This is a genomic window from Helicobacter pylori, from assembly GCF_001653475.1.
Classification (GTDB): domain Bacteria; phylum Campylobacterota; class Campylobacteria; order Campylobacterales; family Helicobacteraceae; genus Helicobacter; species Helicobacter pylori_CM.
In genome coordinates this window covers 1,174,686-1,194,035 of the sequence record NZ_CP011487.1, presented here as the reverse complement: position 1 = coordinate 1,194,035, position 19,350 = coordinate 1,174,686, and the positions used below count along the sequence as shown (strand labels likewise).

Annotated in this window: 17 protein-coding genes and 1 pseudogene; all 18 read right to left on the bottom strand. The window is 41.1% G+C overall.

What is annotated here, in order from left to right:
- Positions 1-341 precede the first annotated feature (341 nt).
- The 18 genes and pseudogenes from AA974_RS05725 to AA974_RS05640 all read right to left on the bottom strand — a co-directional run bounded on the left by AA974_RS05725 (position 342) and on the right by AA974_RS05640 (position 19,343).
- Positions 342-1,721, bottom strand: coding sequence for a phosphomannomutase/phosphoglucomutase (locus tag AA974_RS05725; RefSeq protein ID WP_064433777.1), 1,380 nt, complete (start codon positions 1,719-1,721; stop codon positions 342-344).
- Position 1,722: 1 nt separating this feature from the next.
- The gene (locus AA974_RS05720) at positions 1,723-4,134 is read right to left on the bottom strand and encodes a DUF7494 domain-containing protein (protein WP_064433776.1); all 2,412 of its coding nucleotides are present in this window, start codon (positions 4,132-4,134) and stop codon (positions 1,723-1,725) included.
- Positions 4,124-5,596 (bottom strand): NADH-quinone oxidoreductase subunit NuoN, encoded by a 1,473-nt coding sequence (gene nuoN, locus AA974_RS05715; protein WP_064433775.1) that lies wholly within the window; start codon positions 5,594-5,596, stop codon positions 4,124-4,126. The genes AA974_RS05720 and nuoN overlap by 11 nt, the downstream gene beginning before the upstream one ends.
- Complete coding sequence (locus AA974_RS05710; protein ID WP_064433774.1) at positions 5,583-7,121, bottom strand: NADH-quinone oxidoreductase subunit M; 1,539 nt, start codon at positions 7,119-7,121, stop codon at positions 5,583-5,585. The genes nuoN and AA974_RS05710 overlap by 14 nt, the downstream gene beginning before the upstream one ends.
- A gap of 3 nt (positions 7,122-7,124) precedes the next feature.
- A complete protein-coding gene (gene nuoL, locus AA974_RS05705) occupies positions 7,125-8,963 on the bottom strand; it encodes an NADH-quinone oxidoreductase subunit L (protein ID WP_064433773.1) in 1,839 nt (612 codons plus the stop codon).
- A gap of 2 nt (positions 8,964-8,965) precedes the next feature.
- Positions 8,966-9,268, bottom strand: coding sequence for an NADH-quinone oxidoreductase subunit NuoK (nuoK, locus tag AA974_RS05700; RefSeq protein WP_000579767.1), 303 nt, complete (start codon positions 9,266-9,268; stop codon positions 8,966-8,968).
- Complete coding sequence (locus tag AA974_RS05695) at positions 9,265-9,813, bottom strand: NADH-quinone oxidoreductase subunit J (RefSeq protein WP_064433772.1); 549 nt, start codon at positions 9,811-9,813, stop codon at positions 9,265-9,267. Before AA974_RS05695 ends, nuoK begins: the two co-directional genes overlap by 4 nt.
- Complete coding sequence (nuoI, locus tag AA974_RS05690; RefSeq protein WP_064433771.1) at positions 9,806-10,468, bottom strand: NADH-quinone oxidoreductase subunit NuoI; 663 nt, start codon at positions 10,466-10,468, stop codon at positions 9,806-9,808. Before nuoI ends, AA974_RS05695 begins: the two co-directional genes overlap by 8 nt.
- Positions 10,469-10,478: 10 nt before the next feature.
- Positions 10,479-11,468, bottom strand: coding sequence for an NADH-quinone oxidoreductase subunit NuoH (gene nuoH / locus AA974_RS05685; RefSeq protein WP_064433770.1), 990 nt, complete (start codon positions 11,466-11,468; stop codon positions 10,479-10,481).
- Positions 11,465-13,999 (bottom strand): NADH-quinone oxidoreductase subunit G, encoded by a 2,535-nt coding sequence (locus AA974_RS05680; protein ID WP_064433769.1) that lies wholly within the window; start codon positions 13,997-13,999, stop codon positions 11,465-11,467. Before AA974_RS05680 ends, nuoH begins: the two co-directional genes overlap by 4 nt.
- Positions 13,996-14,982 (bottom strand): hypothetical protein, encoded by a 987-nt coding sequence (locus AA974_RS05675; RefSeq protein WP_064433768.1) that lies wholly within the window; start codon positions 14,980-14,982, stop codon positions 13,996-13,998. The genes AA974_RS05680 and AA974_RS05675 overlap by 4 nt, the downstream gene beginning before the upstream one ends.
- A gap of 2 nt (positions 14,983-14,984) precedes the next feature.
- The gene (locus AA974_RS05670) at positions 14,985-15,215 is read right to left on the bottom strand and encodes an NADH-ubiquinone oxidoreductase subunit E family protein (RefSeq protein ID WP_000819168.1); all 231 of its coding nucleotides are present in this window, start codon (positions 15,213-15,215) and stop codon (positions 14,985-14,987) included.
- On the bottom strand, positions 15,212-16,441 hold the full coding sequence (nuoD, locus tag AA974_RS05665; protein WP_000068196.1) for an NADH dehydrogenase (quinone) subunit D: 1,230 nt from the start codon (positions 16,439-16,441) through the stop codon (positions 15,212-15,214). The genes AA974_RS05670 and nuoD overlap by 4 nt, the downstream gene beginning before the upstream one ends.
- A 1-nt stretch (position 16,442) precedes the next feature.
- Positions 16,443-17,240 carry an NADH-quinone oxidoreductase subunit C gene (locus AA974_RS05660; protein WP_064433767.1) on the bottom strand — a complete coding sequence of 266 codons (798 nt, stop codon included), beginning with the start codon at positions 17,238-17,240 and terminating at the stop codon, positions 16,443-16,445.
- Positions 17,240-17,719, bottom strand: coding sequence for a NuoB/complex I 20 kDa subunit family protein (locus tag AA974_RS05655; RefSeq protein WP_064433766.1), 480 nt, complete (start codon positions 17,717-17,719; stop codon positions 17,240-17,242). The genes AA974_RS05660 and AA974_RS05655 overlap by 1 nt, the downstream gene beginning before the upstream one ends.
- On the bottom strand, positions 17,719-18,120 hold the full coding sequence (locus AA974_RS05650; RefSeq protein WP_015428242.1) for an NAD(P)H-quinone oxidoreductase subunit 3: 402 nt from the start codon (positions 18,118-18,120) through the stop codon (positions 17,719-17,721). The genes AA974_RS05655 and AA974_RS05650 overlap by 1 nt, the downstream gene beginning before the upstream one ends.
- Positions 18,121-18,222: 102 nt before the next feature.
- Positions 18,223-18,912 (bottom strand): annotated as a pseudogene (locus AA974_RS05645) (SIR2 family NAD-dependent protein deacylase).
- A complete protein-coding gene (locus tag AA974_RS05640; RefSeq protein WP_064433765.1) occupies positions 18,909-19,343 on the bottom strand; it encodes an RDD family protein in 435 nt (144 codons plus the stop codon). The pseudogene AA974_RS05645 and the gene AA974_RS05640 overlap by 4 nt, the downstream one beginning before the upstream one ends.
- Positions 19,344-19,350 lie beyond the last annotated feature (7 nt).

The window sequence follows — 19,350 nt, the reverse complement described above, 5'->3', positions numbered from 1 at the left end:
TTCGTAGGTATTGACAACCTCTCCATTACGACTATGAACGACTTGCCTATTTGGTTTCGTTGCGCTTGAAAAACGCAAGAGTTCAAGAAGTTTTCTAAGAACTTCAATACCATTGCATTTGATGGTGTTACTTTTTTATCACCCATGCTAACTTCCTTTTTTTTGGTTTTGCTAATCTAACTTAGATAGCATGTAGTAGTATAGTCAACTTCAACTTCGCTTAAATAATGCAAAAAATTTGAGATCTTATGATTTTATGTGTGGTTTTAAAGCAACTTGTTTAATTGATCTAATATTTTTAAGAGTAAGGGATATAAAATGAGATTATCCCAAGCTCTATTTTAAATTTTTTCTAATAGCCCAAGCAACGCCCTTTTATATTCTAACGCCGTTGTTTCATCCTTGCCTTCAAAACGGCTGACTAAATAGGGGGTGGTGTTGCTTGCACGAATAAGCCCAAAACCATGTTCAAAAACCACTCTCACGCCATCAATGCTGATTATTTCTTTGATTTTAGGGAAATGGCTTGGCGGGTTTTTAAGTGTTTTTTGTAAGTTATGCATGATTTCAAATTTTTCTTCTTCGCTCACGGCGATTTTTTCTTCAGGCGTGGTGTAGGAATAGGGGAGGTTTTTAATGGTGCTTTCCAAATCGCTTGGGGTTTGTTCAAGCAATAATTCTAAAGCCCTTAAACATGCATAAAGAGCGTCATCATAGCCAAAATAACGCTCTTTAAAAAAGATATGCCCGCTCATTTCAGCCGCAAAATGCGCATTGGTTTCTTTGAGTTTGATTTTTAAATTGCTGTGCCCGGTTTTATACATAAGCGTCTTACCAAAAGTATTAATCGTGTTATACATCACTTGAGAGCATTTGACTTCGCCGATCACAAAGGGGGTGGTGCCTTGAGCATGCAAGCGTTTAGCGAATAAAACCGCTAATTCATCGCCCGCATAAATATGATGAGAGCTTAACATCGCAATCCTATCCGCATCGCCATCAAAAGCAAAGCCTACCAAAATAGCGTTTTCTTGCATGTGTTTTTCTAAATCTTTTAAGTTTTTCGCTTCGCTGGGGTCTGGGTGGTGGTTAGGGAAATCCCCATTAGGATCGCTATAAAGGCTGCTAAAATCAATGTTTAAAGCCTCTAAAATAGGCTCTAAGCCTAACGCTCCCACGCCATTACCAAAATCTAGGGCGATTTTGTATTGAAGATTTTTTAAATGCTTAAAATCCTTGATCAAATAGTGGTGATACGCTTCTAGGGCATTGATTTTCTCTGGTGTTTCTTTTAGGGGTTTTATTGCATGCTTTGCGTTTAAAAGCGTGTCTTTTAAAGCTTGAATGTCCTTGCCATAAAACGGGTTTTGATTGAGCGTGATTTTAAAGCCGTTGTATTCTTTGGGGTTGTGAGAGCCAGTGATCATGATAGAATTGGGGCATTGGATGCCATCTATTTCATTAAAGGCCGCAAAATACGCTACCGGTGTGGGGATTAGCCCTAAATCATACACTTTCAAGCCTCTTGATTGTAACCCAGCACTCAAAGCTTCAAACAAAAAGCGCCCATGCGCCCTTGCGTCATGCCCTACAAACACGCTTTTATCGTATTCTCGCATGATCTTCCCTAATTCCACGCCGATACTAAAGGCGCTCTTTTCATCTAAAGTAGTGGGGTAAATGCCTCTAATATCATATTCTCTAAAAATGCTAATGTCCATGTCATGACTCCTTGTTTTTGAATAAATTTAAACCCTGTTCGCATAAATTTTGCCATGCGTTTGTTTGATCTTTTTGTTTTAACTGAACGCATTTTTCTAAACTGGCTTTAGATTTTGCTTTTTGATTGGTTAGATCCAGTAAGCTGGATTGCAAGTATAAGGCTTTTTGGTGATCTTCTAAAGAAAGTCTGCGGTTTAAAAGTTTGTCTAGCGTTTCTAACGCTTTTAAATAGTCTTTGGTGGTTCTGTAAGCGTCAATAAGAGCGAATTCGCTAAAGGGCGTGTAAGAATAGTCCTTATAAGCGTCTTGGAGTTTGAGTAAGCTTGTAGCATAAATTTTGACACTTTTAGGATCTTTTTCATTTTCTAGTAATTTAAAATAAACCAACGCCATGCGTTTATCGTCTTTGAAATGCTTTTCTAAAAACGCATGCAAATTGAGAGCCAATTCTTTTTCATTGTTTTGCATGTAATCTGAAAATAAAACAAAAGCAATATCATAAAATTCTTTTTTGTTTAAGCTTTGAGCGAGAATCAAAGCGTCTTTAGAGGCTAAAGTGGAATTTTTAAAATCCCCTAAGCGGTAGTAATTGCGCCCCAAACGATAAAGCCATACCAATTTCTCGCTAGGGGTTTTAGCCGCTTTGAAAGCGTTTAGGGCAATCATTTGCGCTTTTTCTTTGAGCGATGCGAAATACAAGCAATCAAAGGCCTGGATTTCTTCTTTGGGGTTAAACGCAAAGGCTGTGATTTGGGATAAGTATTTTAAGGCTTCTTCACAACGATCGTCCTCTAATGGGGTTTTAGCAAGGATATTGAGCGTTTTTTGGATCAAAGGAGAATCTTTAGGCAAATTTTTTTGCATGCTTAACACTTCAGCATAACGCTTATTTTCAAACAATAGTTGGGCTTTCAATTCTAAAGCCTTTAGGGCTTCATCAGTGTTAGGGAAATTTTGAATGATTTTGTCATAGTGAGCGATTTTTTCTTGCGTGTTCCCCTCCATTGAAAAAAGGGCTTTTTCATCGCGCGCTCTAACGACAGAGGCTTTATCCAATTCCGCATGGTCTTGCAAATATTGCAGATTGTAAAGGTGGGCGTTTTTAAAGTCCTTGATCCTTGCATACAACGCCCCTAAATCATAAAGCGCTTGCTCTTTAGCTTTCAAATCATCGTCTTGATTAAGGAGCAAGTGAGCGATCTCAATTGCGCTTTCATTCATCTGGTTTTTTTTCAATAACTTGAGCAAGTCTAGGGCTGATTCGCTATGCATAGAAATATAATCAGGGTTGGATTGAACCACCTTATCAATGAGGTATTTAGCGTTATTAAAGTTTTGATAGTTTATCTCTGCTTCAGCCCAATTAAGGGCGATTTCACTCGCGCTCTCTTTGTCTTTAGCGTTAGAAAAAGCTTCTTTAAAAAGCATGCTAGCGTTGCTCAAATCAGAGCCTTCAGCCGCTTCAATGGCTAAACGCATTTGGGCTAAAGGAGCGTAGCGGGAGTTTTTGTATTCTAAAAGAATGCGTTTGTAATAGCGCATGGCCTGTTTGTAATTGTTGTTTTCATCTAAAGCTTTAGCGACATAGTATAGCGCTTCAGGGATATTGGGGTCAGTCGGGTAATTTTTAATCCACTTGGTGCCAATGTCTATGAGTAAGGATTTTTTAATGCCTAATTGGCCTAATGCGATAATTTCCAATAAATACAAATCTTTTTTAAAAATCGTTTGAGGGTAGTTTTTAAACGCACGGCTAATCGTTCGTAAAGCGTCAAAATAGGCTTGCGAATGGATTTGTTTTTTAGCCTCTAAATAAGCGTTTAAATCATAGCCCTTTGTGGTGAGTAGGGGTTTGTTATTCACATCTAGCTCTTGAATGATGGGTGTTTGAGCGTCTTTAATGACAATGGGGAAATTCAAGCCTTTTTGAGCGTTGTCTTTTTCACTCAAAAAAGGGATATTTTGATCATAGCCTATGATTTGCCACATTTTGGCTTTAGGATCGTTTTCCACAAAAAGGGGGATCGCCCTTTTATAATCCCTATCAAAAGAAAAAAGGGTGAGTCTTCGCATCACTTTGGGTTTGATGTGTAAAATGAATTGTTGTTGGCGCATAGAATAGGTGATATGGAAAAAAGCGTTTTCTAAAGGGGTAAAGCCCTCCTTAGGGATGGAGTCTATCACGCATTCTATGGGGCGTTTAGCGCGCGTGATGGACAAAGACGCTTCAATCCCTCTTGGCGGTTTTTCATTAGTGTAAAAACAAGAAAACGCCTTGTTGTGTCGTAAGGTTAAAACAGAAAAATCTTCCCCCCCTTCCTTGCCTTGCGTGAGCGTGAGGCTTAAGGCGTTGAGAGAATAAGAGAGCAAGCTCACACCCATTAAAAGAAAGATTTTTGACTTAAGCCACAAACTCTAAAAGTCCTCGCATCATAAAAACAGAGAACAAGCACGCAAACGCCATGGCAATAATGACCGCATAAATGGGCATGGTAGCGTTTTGGGTGTAAATATCGTTTTGAGCGTAGCTTTGTAAGGGTTGATTGAAAAACATCGCCACGAGCCAACGGAAATAATAAAACGCAGCCACCGCACTATTAACTAACATCACCACCGCTAAAAGAATGTGATTACTCTCTAAAGCGCTTTCAACGGCTAAAAATTTCCCCCAAAACACGCTAAAAGGCGGGATCCCTGCAAGCCCAAAAACAAAAATAGCACCCAAGATCGCCACTAAGGGGTGGGTTTTGATAAGGCCGTTGAATTTAGAATAGGGGTGATCGTAGCGTTCATCCCATGTTTTTTCCCGGCTTTTTAAGAGCCATAAAAGGCCAAAAGCCCCAATGTAAGTGAATGCGAACATGAACCAATAAACAAACATCGCTTGTTGGCTGTCTTGAGTGTGGATAAACACGCATGCTAAAGCGAACCCAGAATGCGAAATGGAGCTATAAGCGAGCATTCTTTTGACATCTTCTTGCCATAAAGCGATGAAATTAGGGATGGTGATAGTCATAAGAATGAGAGCGTAAAAAATGTCTTCTACCCAAGCGATGCGAGTGTCTATAAACGCCCCAAAAAGGCGAGTCGCTACCACAAAGCCAGCGATTTTAGGCACAATGGAAATATAGCTCGCAAAGACCGGGTTATTGCCCTCATACACATCAGGCATCCAGGTATGGAAAGGCACTAGAGAAACCTTAAAACCAACCGCTCCAATCAAAAAGATAGCGCCCATCGCAAAGAGCATGGGGTTTGTAACGCCTTCAGTGTGTAAGTATAGGGTGATGACTTCAAGATTCAAGCTCCCTGTAAGCAAGTAAAAAGCCATAGCCCCCATAGCAAAAAACGCGCTCGCCATCGCCCCCATAGTGAAATATTTGATCCCTGCTTCTAAGCCGTAGCGTTTATCGCTCAACGCCATTAACACACAAAGGGGTAAGGATGCGGTTTCTAACCCGATAAGGATTAGCAATAAATGGTTGCTTGAAACCATGAATTGGAAGCCAGCGACAATGAACAAGTATAGGGAATAAAATTCAGCGGTCTGGAATTCGTTGAAGCGCTCTTTTGAAAGGGCTAAGAAAATGAGCAAGAAGGCTGAAATCAAGACAATGCTTTGAGAAACGAGTGAGAGAGTATCCAAGCTCAAAAACCCAAAAAAGGCGTTTTCTTGCTCTTCTAATCCTAAAACCACCAAAAAATCCAAAACCAAAAAGAGCATGCATAAAAACACATTCAAATTGCGTGAAAACCTAGAAGTGAAAGCGTTGATTAAGAGCGTGAAAATCCCCCCACACACCAACACCAACATGGGTAAAATGCTCTCAAAATTAAAGCTGTCAAAAGAGATGTGGAGACTATCTATTAACATAAGAGACCTCTTTTATCTTAGTATCCAATGAACCTAAAAAAGGGAGCGAGCGGATTTCTATCACCTCTAAAAGCTGCTTAGAGCCTTGCTCAATCGGTTTTAAAAGTATTTTAGGATAAATCCCTAAAATTAAAATCAAAGCTAAAATCACGCTTAAAACCCCTATCTCACGAGCGTTTAAATCTTCAAACACGCTTATTTGATTGCTCCCGGCTTTTAAATTACCAAAGAAGACATCTTTATATGAAGTGAGCATGTAAATCGCTGACAAAATGATGCTTGTTCCGGCAATGATAGCCAAAAGAGGGTAAGTGGCAAAAAACCCTAATAAGCTTAAAAACTCTCCCACAAAGCCAATGCTTAAAGGCATGCCTACATTCGCCATTAAAACGATCATAAAAAAGGCTGCAAAAATGGGAGCGCTTTGAGCGACTGATCCAAAGCGAGCGATTTCTAAACTGCTGGCGCGCTCTTCCAAGATGCCAGCGAGTAAAAACAATCCCATGACGATAACGCCATGCGCAAACATCATAAACACCGCCCCTGAAATCCCCTCAACATTGAAAGAAAAAACCCCAAGCACCACGACTCCCATGTGCGAGAACGAGCTATAAGCGATGAGGGTTTTTAAATCTTTTTGAGCGTAGGCTAGAAAACCTCCATAAATGATCATACATAGCGCTACAATGGCTATGGGGGTTAAATAAATTTCTGAAAGCTCAGGAAAAAGCGGGAGCAAGAAGCGTAATAAGGCGTAAGTCCCCATTTTAGAAAGCAAGGCTGAAAGCATGACAGAGCCTAAAGTAGGAGCGTTAGAATACGCATAAGGCAGCCATGTGTGTAAGGGAAAGAGCGGGATTTTAACCGCAATCCCTATTAAGAAAGCCACAAAGAGCCAGGTTTTAACCTCGCTAGAAAAGTTCAATTGATACCAGTCTAAAATATCAAAACTCATCATGCCGTAATTGTTCGCATAGTCATGCCCGATGTATAAAATGCCTAAAAGCATGCATAATGACGCTAAAAAGGTGTAGAGGAAAAACTTCATGCCGGAATAGATTTTATGGTTACGGCCAAAACGACCGATGAGGTATAAAACCGGCAAGAGCGAGATTTCCCAAAAAGCGTAGAAAAAGATCATATTAAGAGAAGAAAACACGCCCATCAAAATCCCCTCTAACAACAAAAGACAGATCGCAAAGTCTTTACGACGCTCTTTGACATAAATCACGGACAATAACACCACGATAGCGTTTAAAAGCAATAAAAAAAGCACGATGCCATCAACGCCCACATGGTAATTCACGCCAATTTGATAGACTAATTCCTTCATTTCTTCAAACTGCATGCCTACTCTTTGAATATCAAACCCATGCCACAACAACAAGACCAACAACAATTCAATCAAAGCGATGACAATCGCATACGCCCTACTCGCTTGATCGCTCATAAAGAACGCTAATAGCGCGCTCAGCATGGGGAAAAAGATCACCACGCTTAAAAGATGCGCATGTAAAAACTGCATTTCTTATCTCCCAAAAAAAGCTACAAACGCTAATAAGATTAAAACTCCGGCCACCATGAAGCACAACATGGAAGTTAAGTTCCCGTCTTGACTGATCCTAAACACACGCCCTATGACAAAAACGCTTCTTCCTATAGTATCCACTATCGCATCAATGATCCTTAATTCCACGACTCGGTGTAAGAATGAAGCGATGGCACCAAAAACTTTTGCAATCCCTTGATAGAGTTGCGGGATATAGTATTGGTTGAGCAAGAGCTTGTATAAAAAGCCCCCCTCTTTTTTGGAAGTGATACCATTTTTATATTTAAATATGGCATAGGCGATACTCAATAACACCACTATGGTGGTGATGCTGATTAAAAGAGCGAGCGGAACGGGATACTCTTCAACGCTAGGGATCACTTGAGAGATGAAATGAAAAAACGGCTCTTCAAAAAATCCGGCAATGACCGCTAAAATTCCTAACGGCAGCATGCTTAAAAGCATGAAATTTTGAGCCTCATGGGGGTGGTTGATGGTGTGTTGTTTGGGCGCAAAAAACACAAGCATGATGAGCCTGAAGCTATAAAAAGCGGTAAAGATCGCTCCGATTAGAAGCACGAACCATAAAATATGGTGGTGCATCCCAAAAGCCACTTCTAAAATTTTGTCTTTAGAAAAGTATCCTGCGAAAGGGTAAATCCCGCACAAAGCCACTGAACCGATAATCATAAAGACAGCTGTGATTTTCATAGGCTTGTATAAAGCGCCCATTTTAGTAATATTTAGATTGTCTTCCATCGCATGCATGACATTCCCTGAGCCTAAGAAAAGGAGGGATTTGAAAAACGCATGCGTAAAGAGGTGGAAAAGCGCGATCGCATAAGCCCCAAGACCGGCCGCTACAAACATATAGCCTAATTGAGAAAGCGTGGAATAAGCCACAATGCGCTTTAAATCCTTATTGACTAAAGCCATGCTCGCTCCAAAAAGAGCCACAAACGCCCCTAAACATGCGATAAAATAACCCACTTCAAACACCGTGCTATACAAAGGATTGGCTCTGATGACCAGATACACCCCAGCGGTTACCATCGTCGCTGCATGGATGAGAGCCGATACTGGGGTAGGCCCCTCCATAGCGTTGGCTAACCATGTGTGCATAGGGAATTGCGCGCTCTTCCCCATAGCGCCAATGAAAAGAAACACGCTAATGTAAAAGAGCATGGAATAATCGGTGTTATTGATCATGCTAAAGACTTCTTTATACTGGAGAGTGCCAAAATTCCAAAAGATCAAAATAATCCCCATGAGCATGCCTAAATCCGTGATTCGATTCATCACAAAGGCTTCAATAGAAGCGTTATTCGCGCTTGTCTTATGATACCAAAAGCCAATGAGCAAGTAAGAGCATAGCCCCACCCCTTCCCAGCCAATGAAAAGCCCTAAAAAATTATCGCTCAACACCAACACCAGCATGGAAAACACAAAGCCGCTGAGGTAGGAAAAATAGCGGTTAAACCCTGTGTCATGCTCCATATAGCCTATAGAATACACATGCACTAAGAAAGAGACTAAAGTTACCACGACAATCATGACCGCATTGATATTATCCAGCATGAGAGAAAAGCCGACTTTAAAATTCCCTACCACAATCCAGTCAAACAAATATTTTTCATAGCTTTGATTGTGCCAGGCTTGAACAAAAAGAACCACAGCGCCAATGAAAGAAATCAGCACGCACAAAGAATTGAAAACGCCCACATGCAACGCTTTAGCTTTAGCCCCAAACAGCCCCGCATAAAGCGCTCCGATTAAAGGCAAAAACAACACCACTGACAGCAAAGAAGAATATTGCATGCTCAACCTTTCATAGCGTTTAAAGAATCAATATCTAAGCTCTTGTATTTCTTAAACCACAAAATCACCAAGCCCAAACCAATAGCCACCTCACTAGCGGCAATAGCGATAATAAAGAGCACGAACATCTGCCCGTCTAAATTATGCGTGTATTTAGAGATCGCTACAAAACCGATATTGATCGCATTGAGCATGATTTCTGTAGAAAAAAAGAGTAACAGAATGTTTTTGCGTTTCAGCATGCCCGCTAAACCAATACAAAAGAGCAGCCCTGAAACAATCAAATAGTGGTTTAACCCTATCATAGAGATTCCTTTATAAATTGCGTGTGATTTTTCCCATGGATTTTTTGAATCCCTGTAGCGATGCCTCCAACCATAGCGACTAAAAGCATTAAAGCCGCCGCTTCAAAAGGGATGAGATAATTGGTAAAAAGCACATAACCAATGGCTTTAATGTTAGGGATTTGCGCATCAATAGCGTTGGAATTGACTTGCTTAGAAAGGTTTTCGCCAATGCTAGGAGCGCTTAAAATCAAGGTGAGTAATACCGCCACGCCAAACGAAAGCACGCACAAGATTTTAGGGCTTTGTTTGCGTTCAACCACTTCTGCAGCGGAGTTGAAAAACATCATGCCAAACGCATACATCACAATGACTGCGCCCACATACACCGTGATTTGCACCACGCCCAAAAACTCAGCGTCTAGCAAAAAGAAAAAAGCGGAAATAAAAACCATGCTGCTAGCAAGAGCGGTAATGGCATAGAGGATATTCGTGGTTGTGATCACCACTAATGCCATGCTTAAAGTAAGGATCGCAAAGAAATAAAAGGCAATGGTTTCAAACATTCTCATCTCCCTTATTGCTTTCTGGGTTTGCTAGAGTCTCTTCCTTTGATTCTTCTTTTGAGGGCTCTTGGACATAATCTAAAGGGGTGGCTTGCATGCGTTCATTGTAATTAGGGCTTACCGCACCAAAGCCTAAAAACTCGGCATGCGAGCAGTTTTTAGCGTCTTGTTCGCTCGTCAGAAACTCGCTTTTAGAGCCGTATTGGGAGCGTTGGGTGCTAGCGTTTTCAAACCGATTCCCCATAACAATCGCTAATTCTGGGCAAACTTCTGCGCACAATCCGCAATAAATGCAACGCCCCAAATTGATCGTATAAGAATCGATCTTTTTGCGGTTGTCTTCGCCCTTATGCGTGATGATCCTTATGCAATTGCTCGTGCAAATCTTTTCGCACAGCCCACAGCCAATACACCTTTCAGAGCCTGAGTCTAAAAGCCGTTGCAAATGATGCACCGCGCGATAGCGTGGACTTAAAGGGAGTTGTTCCATAGGGTAATGGATGGTTACGCTTGGGCTAAAAAACTCCTTGATTGTAAGCCCTAGCCCTTTGAATAGATCTAAACCCAAGCTCGTTTTAATGGTGTCTTTAAATTGCTCGGTTGCGCTATGGATTTCGGCTCGTTTAGGAAGTTGCTTGTATTCTTGTTTGGCCATAAAACCTCCTTTAAATTAAAATAATAATGCCTGTTAGCACGATGTTCAATACCGCTAAAGGCAACATGATTTTCCAGCACATATTCATCAGTTGGTCTGGACGCACATGCGGATAAGTCGCTCTAACCCACATGGATAAAAAGACAAAAAAGCCCGCTTTAATCAAAATCGCTAAGCCCCCAGGGATAAAGCCCCATGCGTTAAACCCGCCAAAAAACACAATAGAAATCACAAAAGAAAAAGCGAATAAATGCGCGTATTCCGCTAAAAAGAACATGCCCCATTTCAAGCCGCTGTATTCGGTGCAATACCCTGCTACAATCTCGGCTTCATGCTCTAACAAGTCAAAGGGGGTTCGATTCAATTCAGCATAACTTGCGATCAAAAACAAAACAAACGCTAGAGGTTGCTTAAACACAAGCCAGTCTAAAAACCCACCGCTTTGGTAATTATTGATTTCCACTAAAGAGAGCGATCCTACCACCATTAAGGGGGCTAGAATAGTTAAAGTGCTGACCACTTCAAAACTGAGCAGTTGGATCGTCGCTCTTGCTGAACCGATTAAAGAGTATTTGTTATTAGAGGCAAGCCCGGCTAAAATAGGTGCATAAATCCCTGCTGCACCTACGGCTAAGAAAAACAAAAAGCCAATATTAATGTCAGAAATAAGGGGTTTGATCTCATAGCCAAACAGAGTGAAATTAGGGAAAAAGGGGATAGGCGCCATGGACACAAACGCGCTCACCATCGCAATAATGGGCGCTAGTGTGAAAATGAACTTGTTTGCGCCTTGGGGGATAATGTCTTCTTTAGTGAAAAGCTTAATGCCGTCTGCTGCGACTTGCAAAAGCCCAAAAGGCCCCACATAACAAGGCCCTAAACGGCGTTGGAAATAGGCTAACACTTTCCTTTCAATGTAAGTGGCAAAGCCTCCTAAAGCCGAAAAAACAGCGACTAAAATCAAAATTTTAATCAAGGTTTCAATGATATAAGCGCTCATGCTTGCTCCTTTAAATCCACGCTATCAAACACACCCTCTCTAAAAAAGCTAGAATGGTTTTTCAAAAGAGAAGGCGAGATAACAAACACTTCTTGATCCAAGCTTTCATCCAGATACAAAACGCCTGTTAATTCCTCTTCTTCTTTAGATAAAGTGATGTTTTGCCCCACTTCTTTATTCAATTTTTTTAAGAAAGCTTTAGACACATAGACACCGGCTTTTAATTGCAAATTCTCGCTTTTATTGGTAGCGTTATTGAATTGCGTTTCTGGGTATTTTAAATACGCGTTGAAAGCGATTTTTTCTTTTAAAGGCTTGATAGGCTCGCATTCTACGATCTCGCATTCTTTAGCGCTCTTTTCAAAATGGCTTGTTCCTAGCAAATAGCCTCTGTGATTGACTCTGTCGTTAGTGAAATAATTGGTTAGATGATCAAATTCTATGGCTTTAAAGCCCGCTTTGGTAGGGAGTTTATGGGTGCATTCTGTGAGATTTTCTTCCACAAAGCCAAAGCCTTGCATAATATCGCTCAAGTCATAGCCTTCAAACCTCAAAGCCGGTTTTAAGGGTAATACACGCCCTTCAATATTAGTGATCGTGCCTTCTAGCTGGTTGAGACTGGGCAGGATAAAATCCACTTTACTGACAGCGTCTTTTCCAAAAACCCTATCATCGCTATTGATAGTGAAATCCCCTTGAGCGCGAATGCCTACAATTTTTTCATCTTCAAAAACTTCCTCGCTCAATTCGCAAAGGGAAGCGATGCCTAAAGCGTTTGCGCTTGGGGGGATAAGAATGAGTTTAATAGCGCTTTTTTGGGCTAACAAACGCAACATTTTAGCGATATTGTGGGCTTGTTTGTGGCTATAGATTTCTTCGCCAACCACTAGCAGGGTGTTATTTGATTTTTGCAAAAGAGCCAGAATTTTTTCATAAGTTTCTACATTGATGCCCGCTTCTTCAAGCAACAAATAAGTGGTTTTGGTAGGGACTTCAATGGTTTCTTCTTTAACCTCTGTCTTATTTTTTTCTTGATTTTCTTCTTTTGGGGTAGCTGCTTCTATCTTATTCTCTTCTGGATTTTCTGCCTTATTTTCTCCAATACTGCACCCTTGTTCGGCTTGCTCTAAAGCTTTTTTTCGCTCCTCTTCTAAGGCTTTAAGAGCCGCTTCATCTGCAATGCTTTGCTTGGAATCTTCTAAGCTTTTTAGAGCCACGCTTTCAATGTTAAGCATTTTTAAAAGCATGCCTAAAAGGATTTCTTCAGCCCCCACTTCATGGGTGATGCAAAAAGAGCTTCGGCACAAATTCGCTAACGCGTTATCCTTGATAGGGTGCATAGCGATTAAAGAAGCTTTATTGAGTTTGAGAGCGTTATTGATGGCATAGCGCACTAAAGGGTTTTCTGTTTTGACAGAAGAGCCCATCGTAATGACTAGATGAGAAGTTTTAATCTCTTCAACGCTGGGGCGTTTAACTTCGCCCAATACTTTTAAGAATTGTTGGAAATGATACACCTTTTGATTGTAGATTTTAAAATCAAGCTCTTTTCTTAAACGCTCTATTAAAAACGCCTCTTCATTCGTAATGTCTCCTCCTATCCGCACCGCTTTGCATTCTTTGAGGGCGTTTTGTGCTTCTTTAAGATTAGCACTGCCTTTAGGGCTAGAGCTCACATCAAAAGCGAAACGGCCTGCCCCACAAATAGGGTTATGATAAAAATCATTAAGCACTCTAAAAATTTTAGATTCTTCGCCCAAAGTATCAAAATGGCGCACATCATAAGAAATCAAACACCCGGCTGAGCAATGCGAACAAGTAGAATGGATCTTTTTTAGTTCCCATGCGTTAGCCGTGTAAGCGAAATCTTTATAGCTCAAAGCGCCCACAGGGCATACCGCAATGCATTCCCCGCAATCATAACAAGGCACGCTGCCCACAAAAGAAATAATGCCTTTTTGCTTACGACTCCACACGCTAAAAGCGTCTTTGGACATGCTGTCTTTAAATTTATCCGGGGCATGCAAGTCGGCTTTAGTGGCTTTAAGGTTGTTTTCGCCCACATTGTCCTTGCAAGTGGTTACGCACCTTTCGCACATGATGCACAAATTAGGATCATACAAGGCTTTTGCCCATGAATCTAGCGCTTTAAAATCATCAGCCACCGCATAAGGTTGGTGCTCTACGCCGGTTAAATGCGTCATGTCTTGCAATTCGCACTCCCCGCTCTTATCGCACACGCCACACTCTAGGGGGTGGTTGACATCATAAGTTTGCATGATGCTTTTTCTTTCATCCATGAGCGTTGGGGTGTTAGTGAGGATAACGGCATTGTTTTTGGCTTTCGTGTTGCAGCTATAAACCCGTTTGCCATCCATTTCAACCATGCACATCTTGCATGCGACTGTGGGCGAGCAACCGCTTAAATAGCAAATAGTAGGGATGTAGAGCCCAGCACTCCTAGCAGCCTCTAAAACGCTTTGTCCCTCTTGGCATTCAATCATTTTGCCATTGATATTCATTGTGATCATGAAACTCCTTGAGAGTGGGATAAAATAGGGATATAAGGGTAAGCGTTAAAAAACGCCCCCTCTAAAATCGCAATCAAGCCCTTCAAATGGGGGCTTTCTTCTAACTCGCATTCTAGCGTTTTATTTGAGATTTGAAACCCCATTTTAGAATGCTGGATTCTATTAGCGATCTTAAATTGCTTGGAAAAAGATAATCTGGGGACTTCAAGGCTCTTGTAAGAAACATAGACAAACGAGCCGTTAGCCTCACCCATTCGCTCTAAAAGTTCTAAATCTTTTGATTGGAGTTGTGACTCAAAAGGCAAAATACCCTCTTTAAGGGCTGTTTCTAGCAGCCATTCATGATCTTTGGAATCGTAAAAAGCGGTCGTTATATTTGAATCATTGCAAGGGATATGTAAAATTTCTAGGTGGTTTTGCAACTCGCTTAAAAGGGTGTATAAAAAAGCGTTGTTAGCATGCTTAGTGATTTCTCTATTTAAAACAAGCACCCTTTTTTTCGCTTTAATTATAAGAGCGGTAAGTTCTTGTAATTCTTCTTCACTCATGTTCGCTTCAGAGCTTAAATACCCCACATCAACCTCTTCTAAAATATGCCCCTTTAATCGGGAAGTTTTTTCTAAAATACCCCTTAAAATCAAGGCCAAAACCGCCGCTTCCGTGTTGATTTCATACGACGCAAAAAGGCAATTTTCTTGCAAGTCTCTTGTATCTTGTAAGGGCCTTAACAAGGCGTAGGGGAGTTTTAATTGGTTAATGTTTTCTAAAATCAATCGTTCATTTTCATTCAAACAAGCGTTTGAAAACCCCCCAAACAAAACGCACAAACCGCTTTCTTTTAAAAGGTTTAAACTCTCTTCACTCATCTTGTAGTTGATCTTAAACCCTTTTTTAAGAGATAATTTTTCTAAGCAATAAGCTTCTTTCAAGCTGAGAGAAGAACTTGCGATTAAGGGAGAATTTAAGGAGTTAAAGCCGCTCAAAATCAAGCCTTTTTTCTCACGACAATCGTCCAATCCGCTTGATTGAAACGCAAAGAATTGAGAAGCTCATGCCCTTTAGATTGGATAAATTCAGCGCTCTTAGGGATATTGGAAAAATCCCCCACTTCAAACATGAAAATAGCGACTTCATTAGGTTGCATTTCTTTTTCAATCAATTCTTCTAAGCGTTCAAAAATACCCGCTTTTAAGGGGCGTAAATCAAAGCGTTTCATCTATCCACCTCGCCAAACACCGCATTGGTTGAGCCAATCACGGTTACTGCATCCGCTAAATATTGCCCCACTAAAATATCGCTTAAAGCCCCAATGTGATAAAAGCTAGGGGCTCTGATCTTTAATCTATGAGGGTAAGGCTCGCCTTCTGAATGGATAAAAAACCCTAATTCCCCTTTAGGGCTTTCTGTGGGGGCATACACTTCCCCAACGGGCGGGCGCATGCCTTGAGCCACTAAAACGAAATGCTGCATCAAGGCGTAGTTTTGCGTCATTATATCTTCTTTAGGGGCAGAAATATAATGCGGATTTTGAGCCATGATGGGCGTATCGGTTTTAGCATACATGGGAATGAGTTGTTCAATGATGCGAATGCTTTCATCAATTTCTAACATATACAAACAATACCTATCATAGCTATCGCCATAATTGCCCACCGGCACATCAAAATCAAGCTCTTTATAAAGCTCATAAGGCTCTTCTTTTCTAATGTCATAAGCGATCCCGCTCCCTCTTAACATGATGCCGCTCATGCCCCAGCTTTGTGCCATTTTGGGCGTTACAACGCCCACATCCTCCAAGCGCATCCGCCAAATGCGATTCTTGTCCAATAAGCCTTGAATGAGTTTTTTGCATTCCCTCATTTCACCCAAGAACTTTTTTAAGCCTTCTAACCAATTAGGGGGTAAATCCAAAGGCACGCCCCCAATCCTTATAGCGTTATGCGTGAGCCTAGCCCCGCAATAATCCTCCATCAAATCTAGCCCGTATTCCCTCGTTTTAAACGCATACAAAAACACGCTCATCGCCCCCACATCTAAAGCATGCACGCTGATAAAAAAGATGTGTGAGATCATGCGGTTAAGCTCTAGTAAAATCGTGCGGATCACTTGCGCTCGGCGAGGGATTTCTAAATTGAGCAAGGTTTCTACCGCATGCGCGTAAGCGTAATTGTTGCTGGTAGAAGAAGTGTAATCCAATCTGTCGGTAGTGGGCATGTATTCGTTATAGGTCATGTTTTCGCCTAACTTTTCACAGCCTCTATGCAAGTAGCCAATTTCAGGGGTAGCCTTAATGATTTTTTCGCCCTCTAATTCCAAAATCAAGCGCAATTGCCCATGACTACTGGGGTGTTGGGGGCCAAAGTTTAAAATCATTTGGTTGTCGTCATGTTCAAAAATGATGTTTTCAAACTGAGGGTTGAGTTTCGTAAAATTTTGAGCCATTTTATAGCCTCTTTTTTAAGATAGTGGGGGCGATTTTGTGCAAATCTTTGACAAAAGGGATTTTCTTAAACGCATGCTTTTCTTCTGTTTCTTTTAATTCTTCGCCCTTGCCCTGCTCATAGCCAATTTTGGCGAAATTGAAAGTGTCTTTTTCATCCACTCTCGCACTGTCTCGTTGCTCTTTACCCACCACTTCTCGGTATTCTTTACCAAAAATTTTATCCACTTCATACCATTGGGCGAACTCATCGCCTTTGAGCGGGTAAGAACGCAATAAAGGGTGGCCCACCCAATCATGCGGCATGATAAGGCGTTTCAAATAGGGGTGTTTGTCAAACACGATACCAAGCATGTCATACGCTTCCCTCTCACTCCAATTAGCCGATCGGTATAAAAAACTCAAAGAATCCACGCTCTCATTGGGCAATAGAATGCATTTCACGCGCACCCTACGGCGATTCTTACAGCTATCGCTAAAACCCACAAATTGATAAAACAATTCAAAATGCCCTTTTTTAGCGCACAAATCTATCGCGCTCATTTCGCTCAAACACTCATAACCCAAATGCCTTAAAATCGTAGCGACAGAAAAAATATCGTCTTTTTTGATCCAAAACACAGCCATGTTAGTTTCTATATATTTGTCTAAAACCTCATGCTTGTAAGAAAGGTGGTTGTAAATGACCTCATAAGCACTGCCCTCTAAATATTTTTTAGGAGTGGGTTCTATGATTTTATGAGGGTCATGCTGGCGCGATTGTTTTTGCACATCTTCATAGGGGGATTGTTTTCTTACCATCACACTAACCTTTTAGGGGTGTCTTGTTTGATCGCTTTAGAGCGTCTGATTTTATCTTGCAAAACCATAAGAGCGTATTGTAAAGTCTCTGGGCGCGGTGCACAACCGGGCAAATAAATATCCACAGGAACAATCCTATCCGCCCCTTGAACGGTCGCATAAGTGTTAAACATCCCGCCCGTATTAGCACAACTCCCCATAGAAATCACCCATTTAGGCTCAGGCATTTGATCATAAAGCCTGCGCATGAATTCGGCATGTTTTTTAGTGAGCGTGCCAGCGATGATCATCACATCAGATTGCCTGGGGCTCGCTCTAAAAATCGTGCCAAATCTGTCAAAATCAAACCTTGAACCCCCTGTCGCCATCATCTCAATCGCGCAACACGCCAAGCCGTAAGTTAAAGGCCAAAGCGAATTAGAACGCCCCCAATTCAATAATTTATCCAAAGTGCTTAGAACAACCGGTGCTTGTTGCATTATTTCACCTCTAATTTTTGCCAGCTCAAAGCGTTTCGCTTTAAAGCGTAAATAAAACCAATGGTTAAAAAGAAGACAAAGCCTAGCATTTCAACGAGTCCAAACAAGCCTAATTCTTTAAAACCAATCGCCCAAGGGAACATGAAAACGATTTCTACATCAAATAAAATAAAAAGCATGGCCATGATATAGAAATGATGGGACACTCTATTGGGCTGTTTGAGAGCCACAGGCCCACATTCATAGGGAGCGAGCTTGAGCTTTTCGCCCTTTTTTTGAGCCATTTTACGGCTTAAAAACCTTTGAATCCTTAAGGTTAAGTTAAACACCCAAAAGGTGAATACCAACAAAACAAAAACGCCAAAATAGGGGTGATTCAATGCTTCTGTGGCTTGTTGCATCGGACTCTCAAACTCCTTTAATTATTAGCAAATAATGAAAACCAATTAAACCATGTTTTTGCTAATCGTTAGCTGAAAAAATAAAAATTATTTTAACATCTCTTAAGAGGCCATTTCTATGAGTTTGGGCATTAAATCTTGCATGGCATGCACCGCGTTATCGCTAATGCATTGGATATTCTGGGGTAAATGGGCGTTTTTAGCCTTAGGGTCAATGTAATAAATGAGAGCGTCTTTAGGCGTATGCACATAGAGGCTAGCGGCGGGATAGACTTGCAAAGAAGCGCCAATGATGATTAAAAGATGCGTTTGTTTGACTAAAGAAATCGCTTCTTTAAGCAAAGGCACAGCTTCGCCAAACCACACAATATCAGGGCGTAATTGCGATTTGTCTTTAGCCAAGTCGCTTAAATTCAAGTCCTTTTCCCATCTATAAACTAAATCAGGATCTTTTTCGCTGCGAACGCTCAATAATTCCCCATGCAAGTGCAAAATGCGAGAAGAACCCGCCCTTTCATGCAAATCATCTACATTTTGGGTGATGATATTAACTTGATAGTATTTTTCCAATTCTGCTAAAGCCTTATGGGCTTTGTTAGGATAAACTTCAAAAAGCTGTCAGCACCTTTGGTTGTAAAAATCCAACACCTTTTACGGGTTCTTTTTCCAGCCATAAGGCGAGGCGACTTCCATGATGTCATGCCCTTCCCACAAGCCATCAGCGTCTCTAAAGGTTTTAATCCCGCTTTCTGCTGAAATACCAGCCCCGCTTAGGATCACTAAATTTTTCATGTTTCCTCCTTGATGGTTTCAATATGAGTGTTGCTGAGTTTGTCATGCAAAAAAAACTTAAAAATAAAAGGCGTAACAAACCCTATAAGCAACCCCATGCTCAACACCCACAAAATAAAGCGCCACAAAGCTAAAAAAAAGCCCACTTTTTGGCGGTTATTTCTGACTAATTTAAACTGAGCGTAACGCATGCCAGGGCTTTGGGATTTAAAAGCGATAAAAAAGCTGTGCGTTAGAGCATAAAAAAGCAAGCATAAAAAAATCGCGCTCTGGTTTTCCCTAAAATCCTTCGCGCTCCCTAAAATCACATAGGTCATTATATAAAGCATGGGGGTATAAATCATAAAAATATCGGTGATAAAGGCTTTTAAACGCAAAGAGAGATACAGCCCTTTTAAAGGGCTTTCTAACGCTTGCTTTTTTTCTGGAATTTTATTT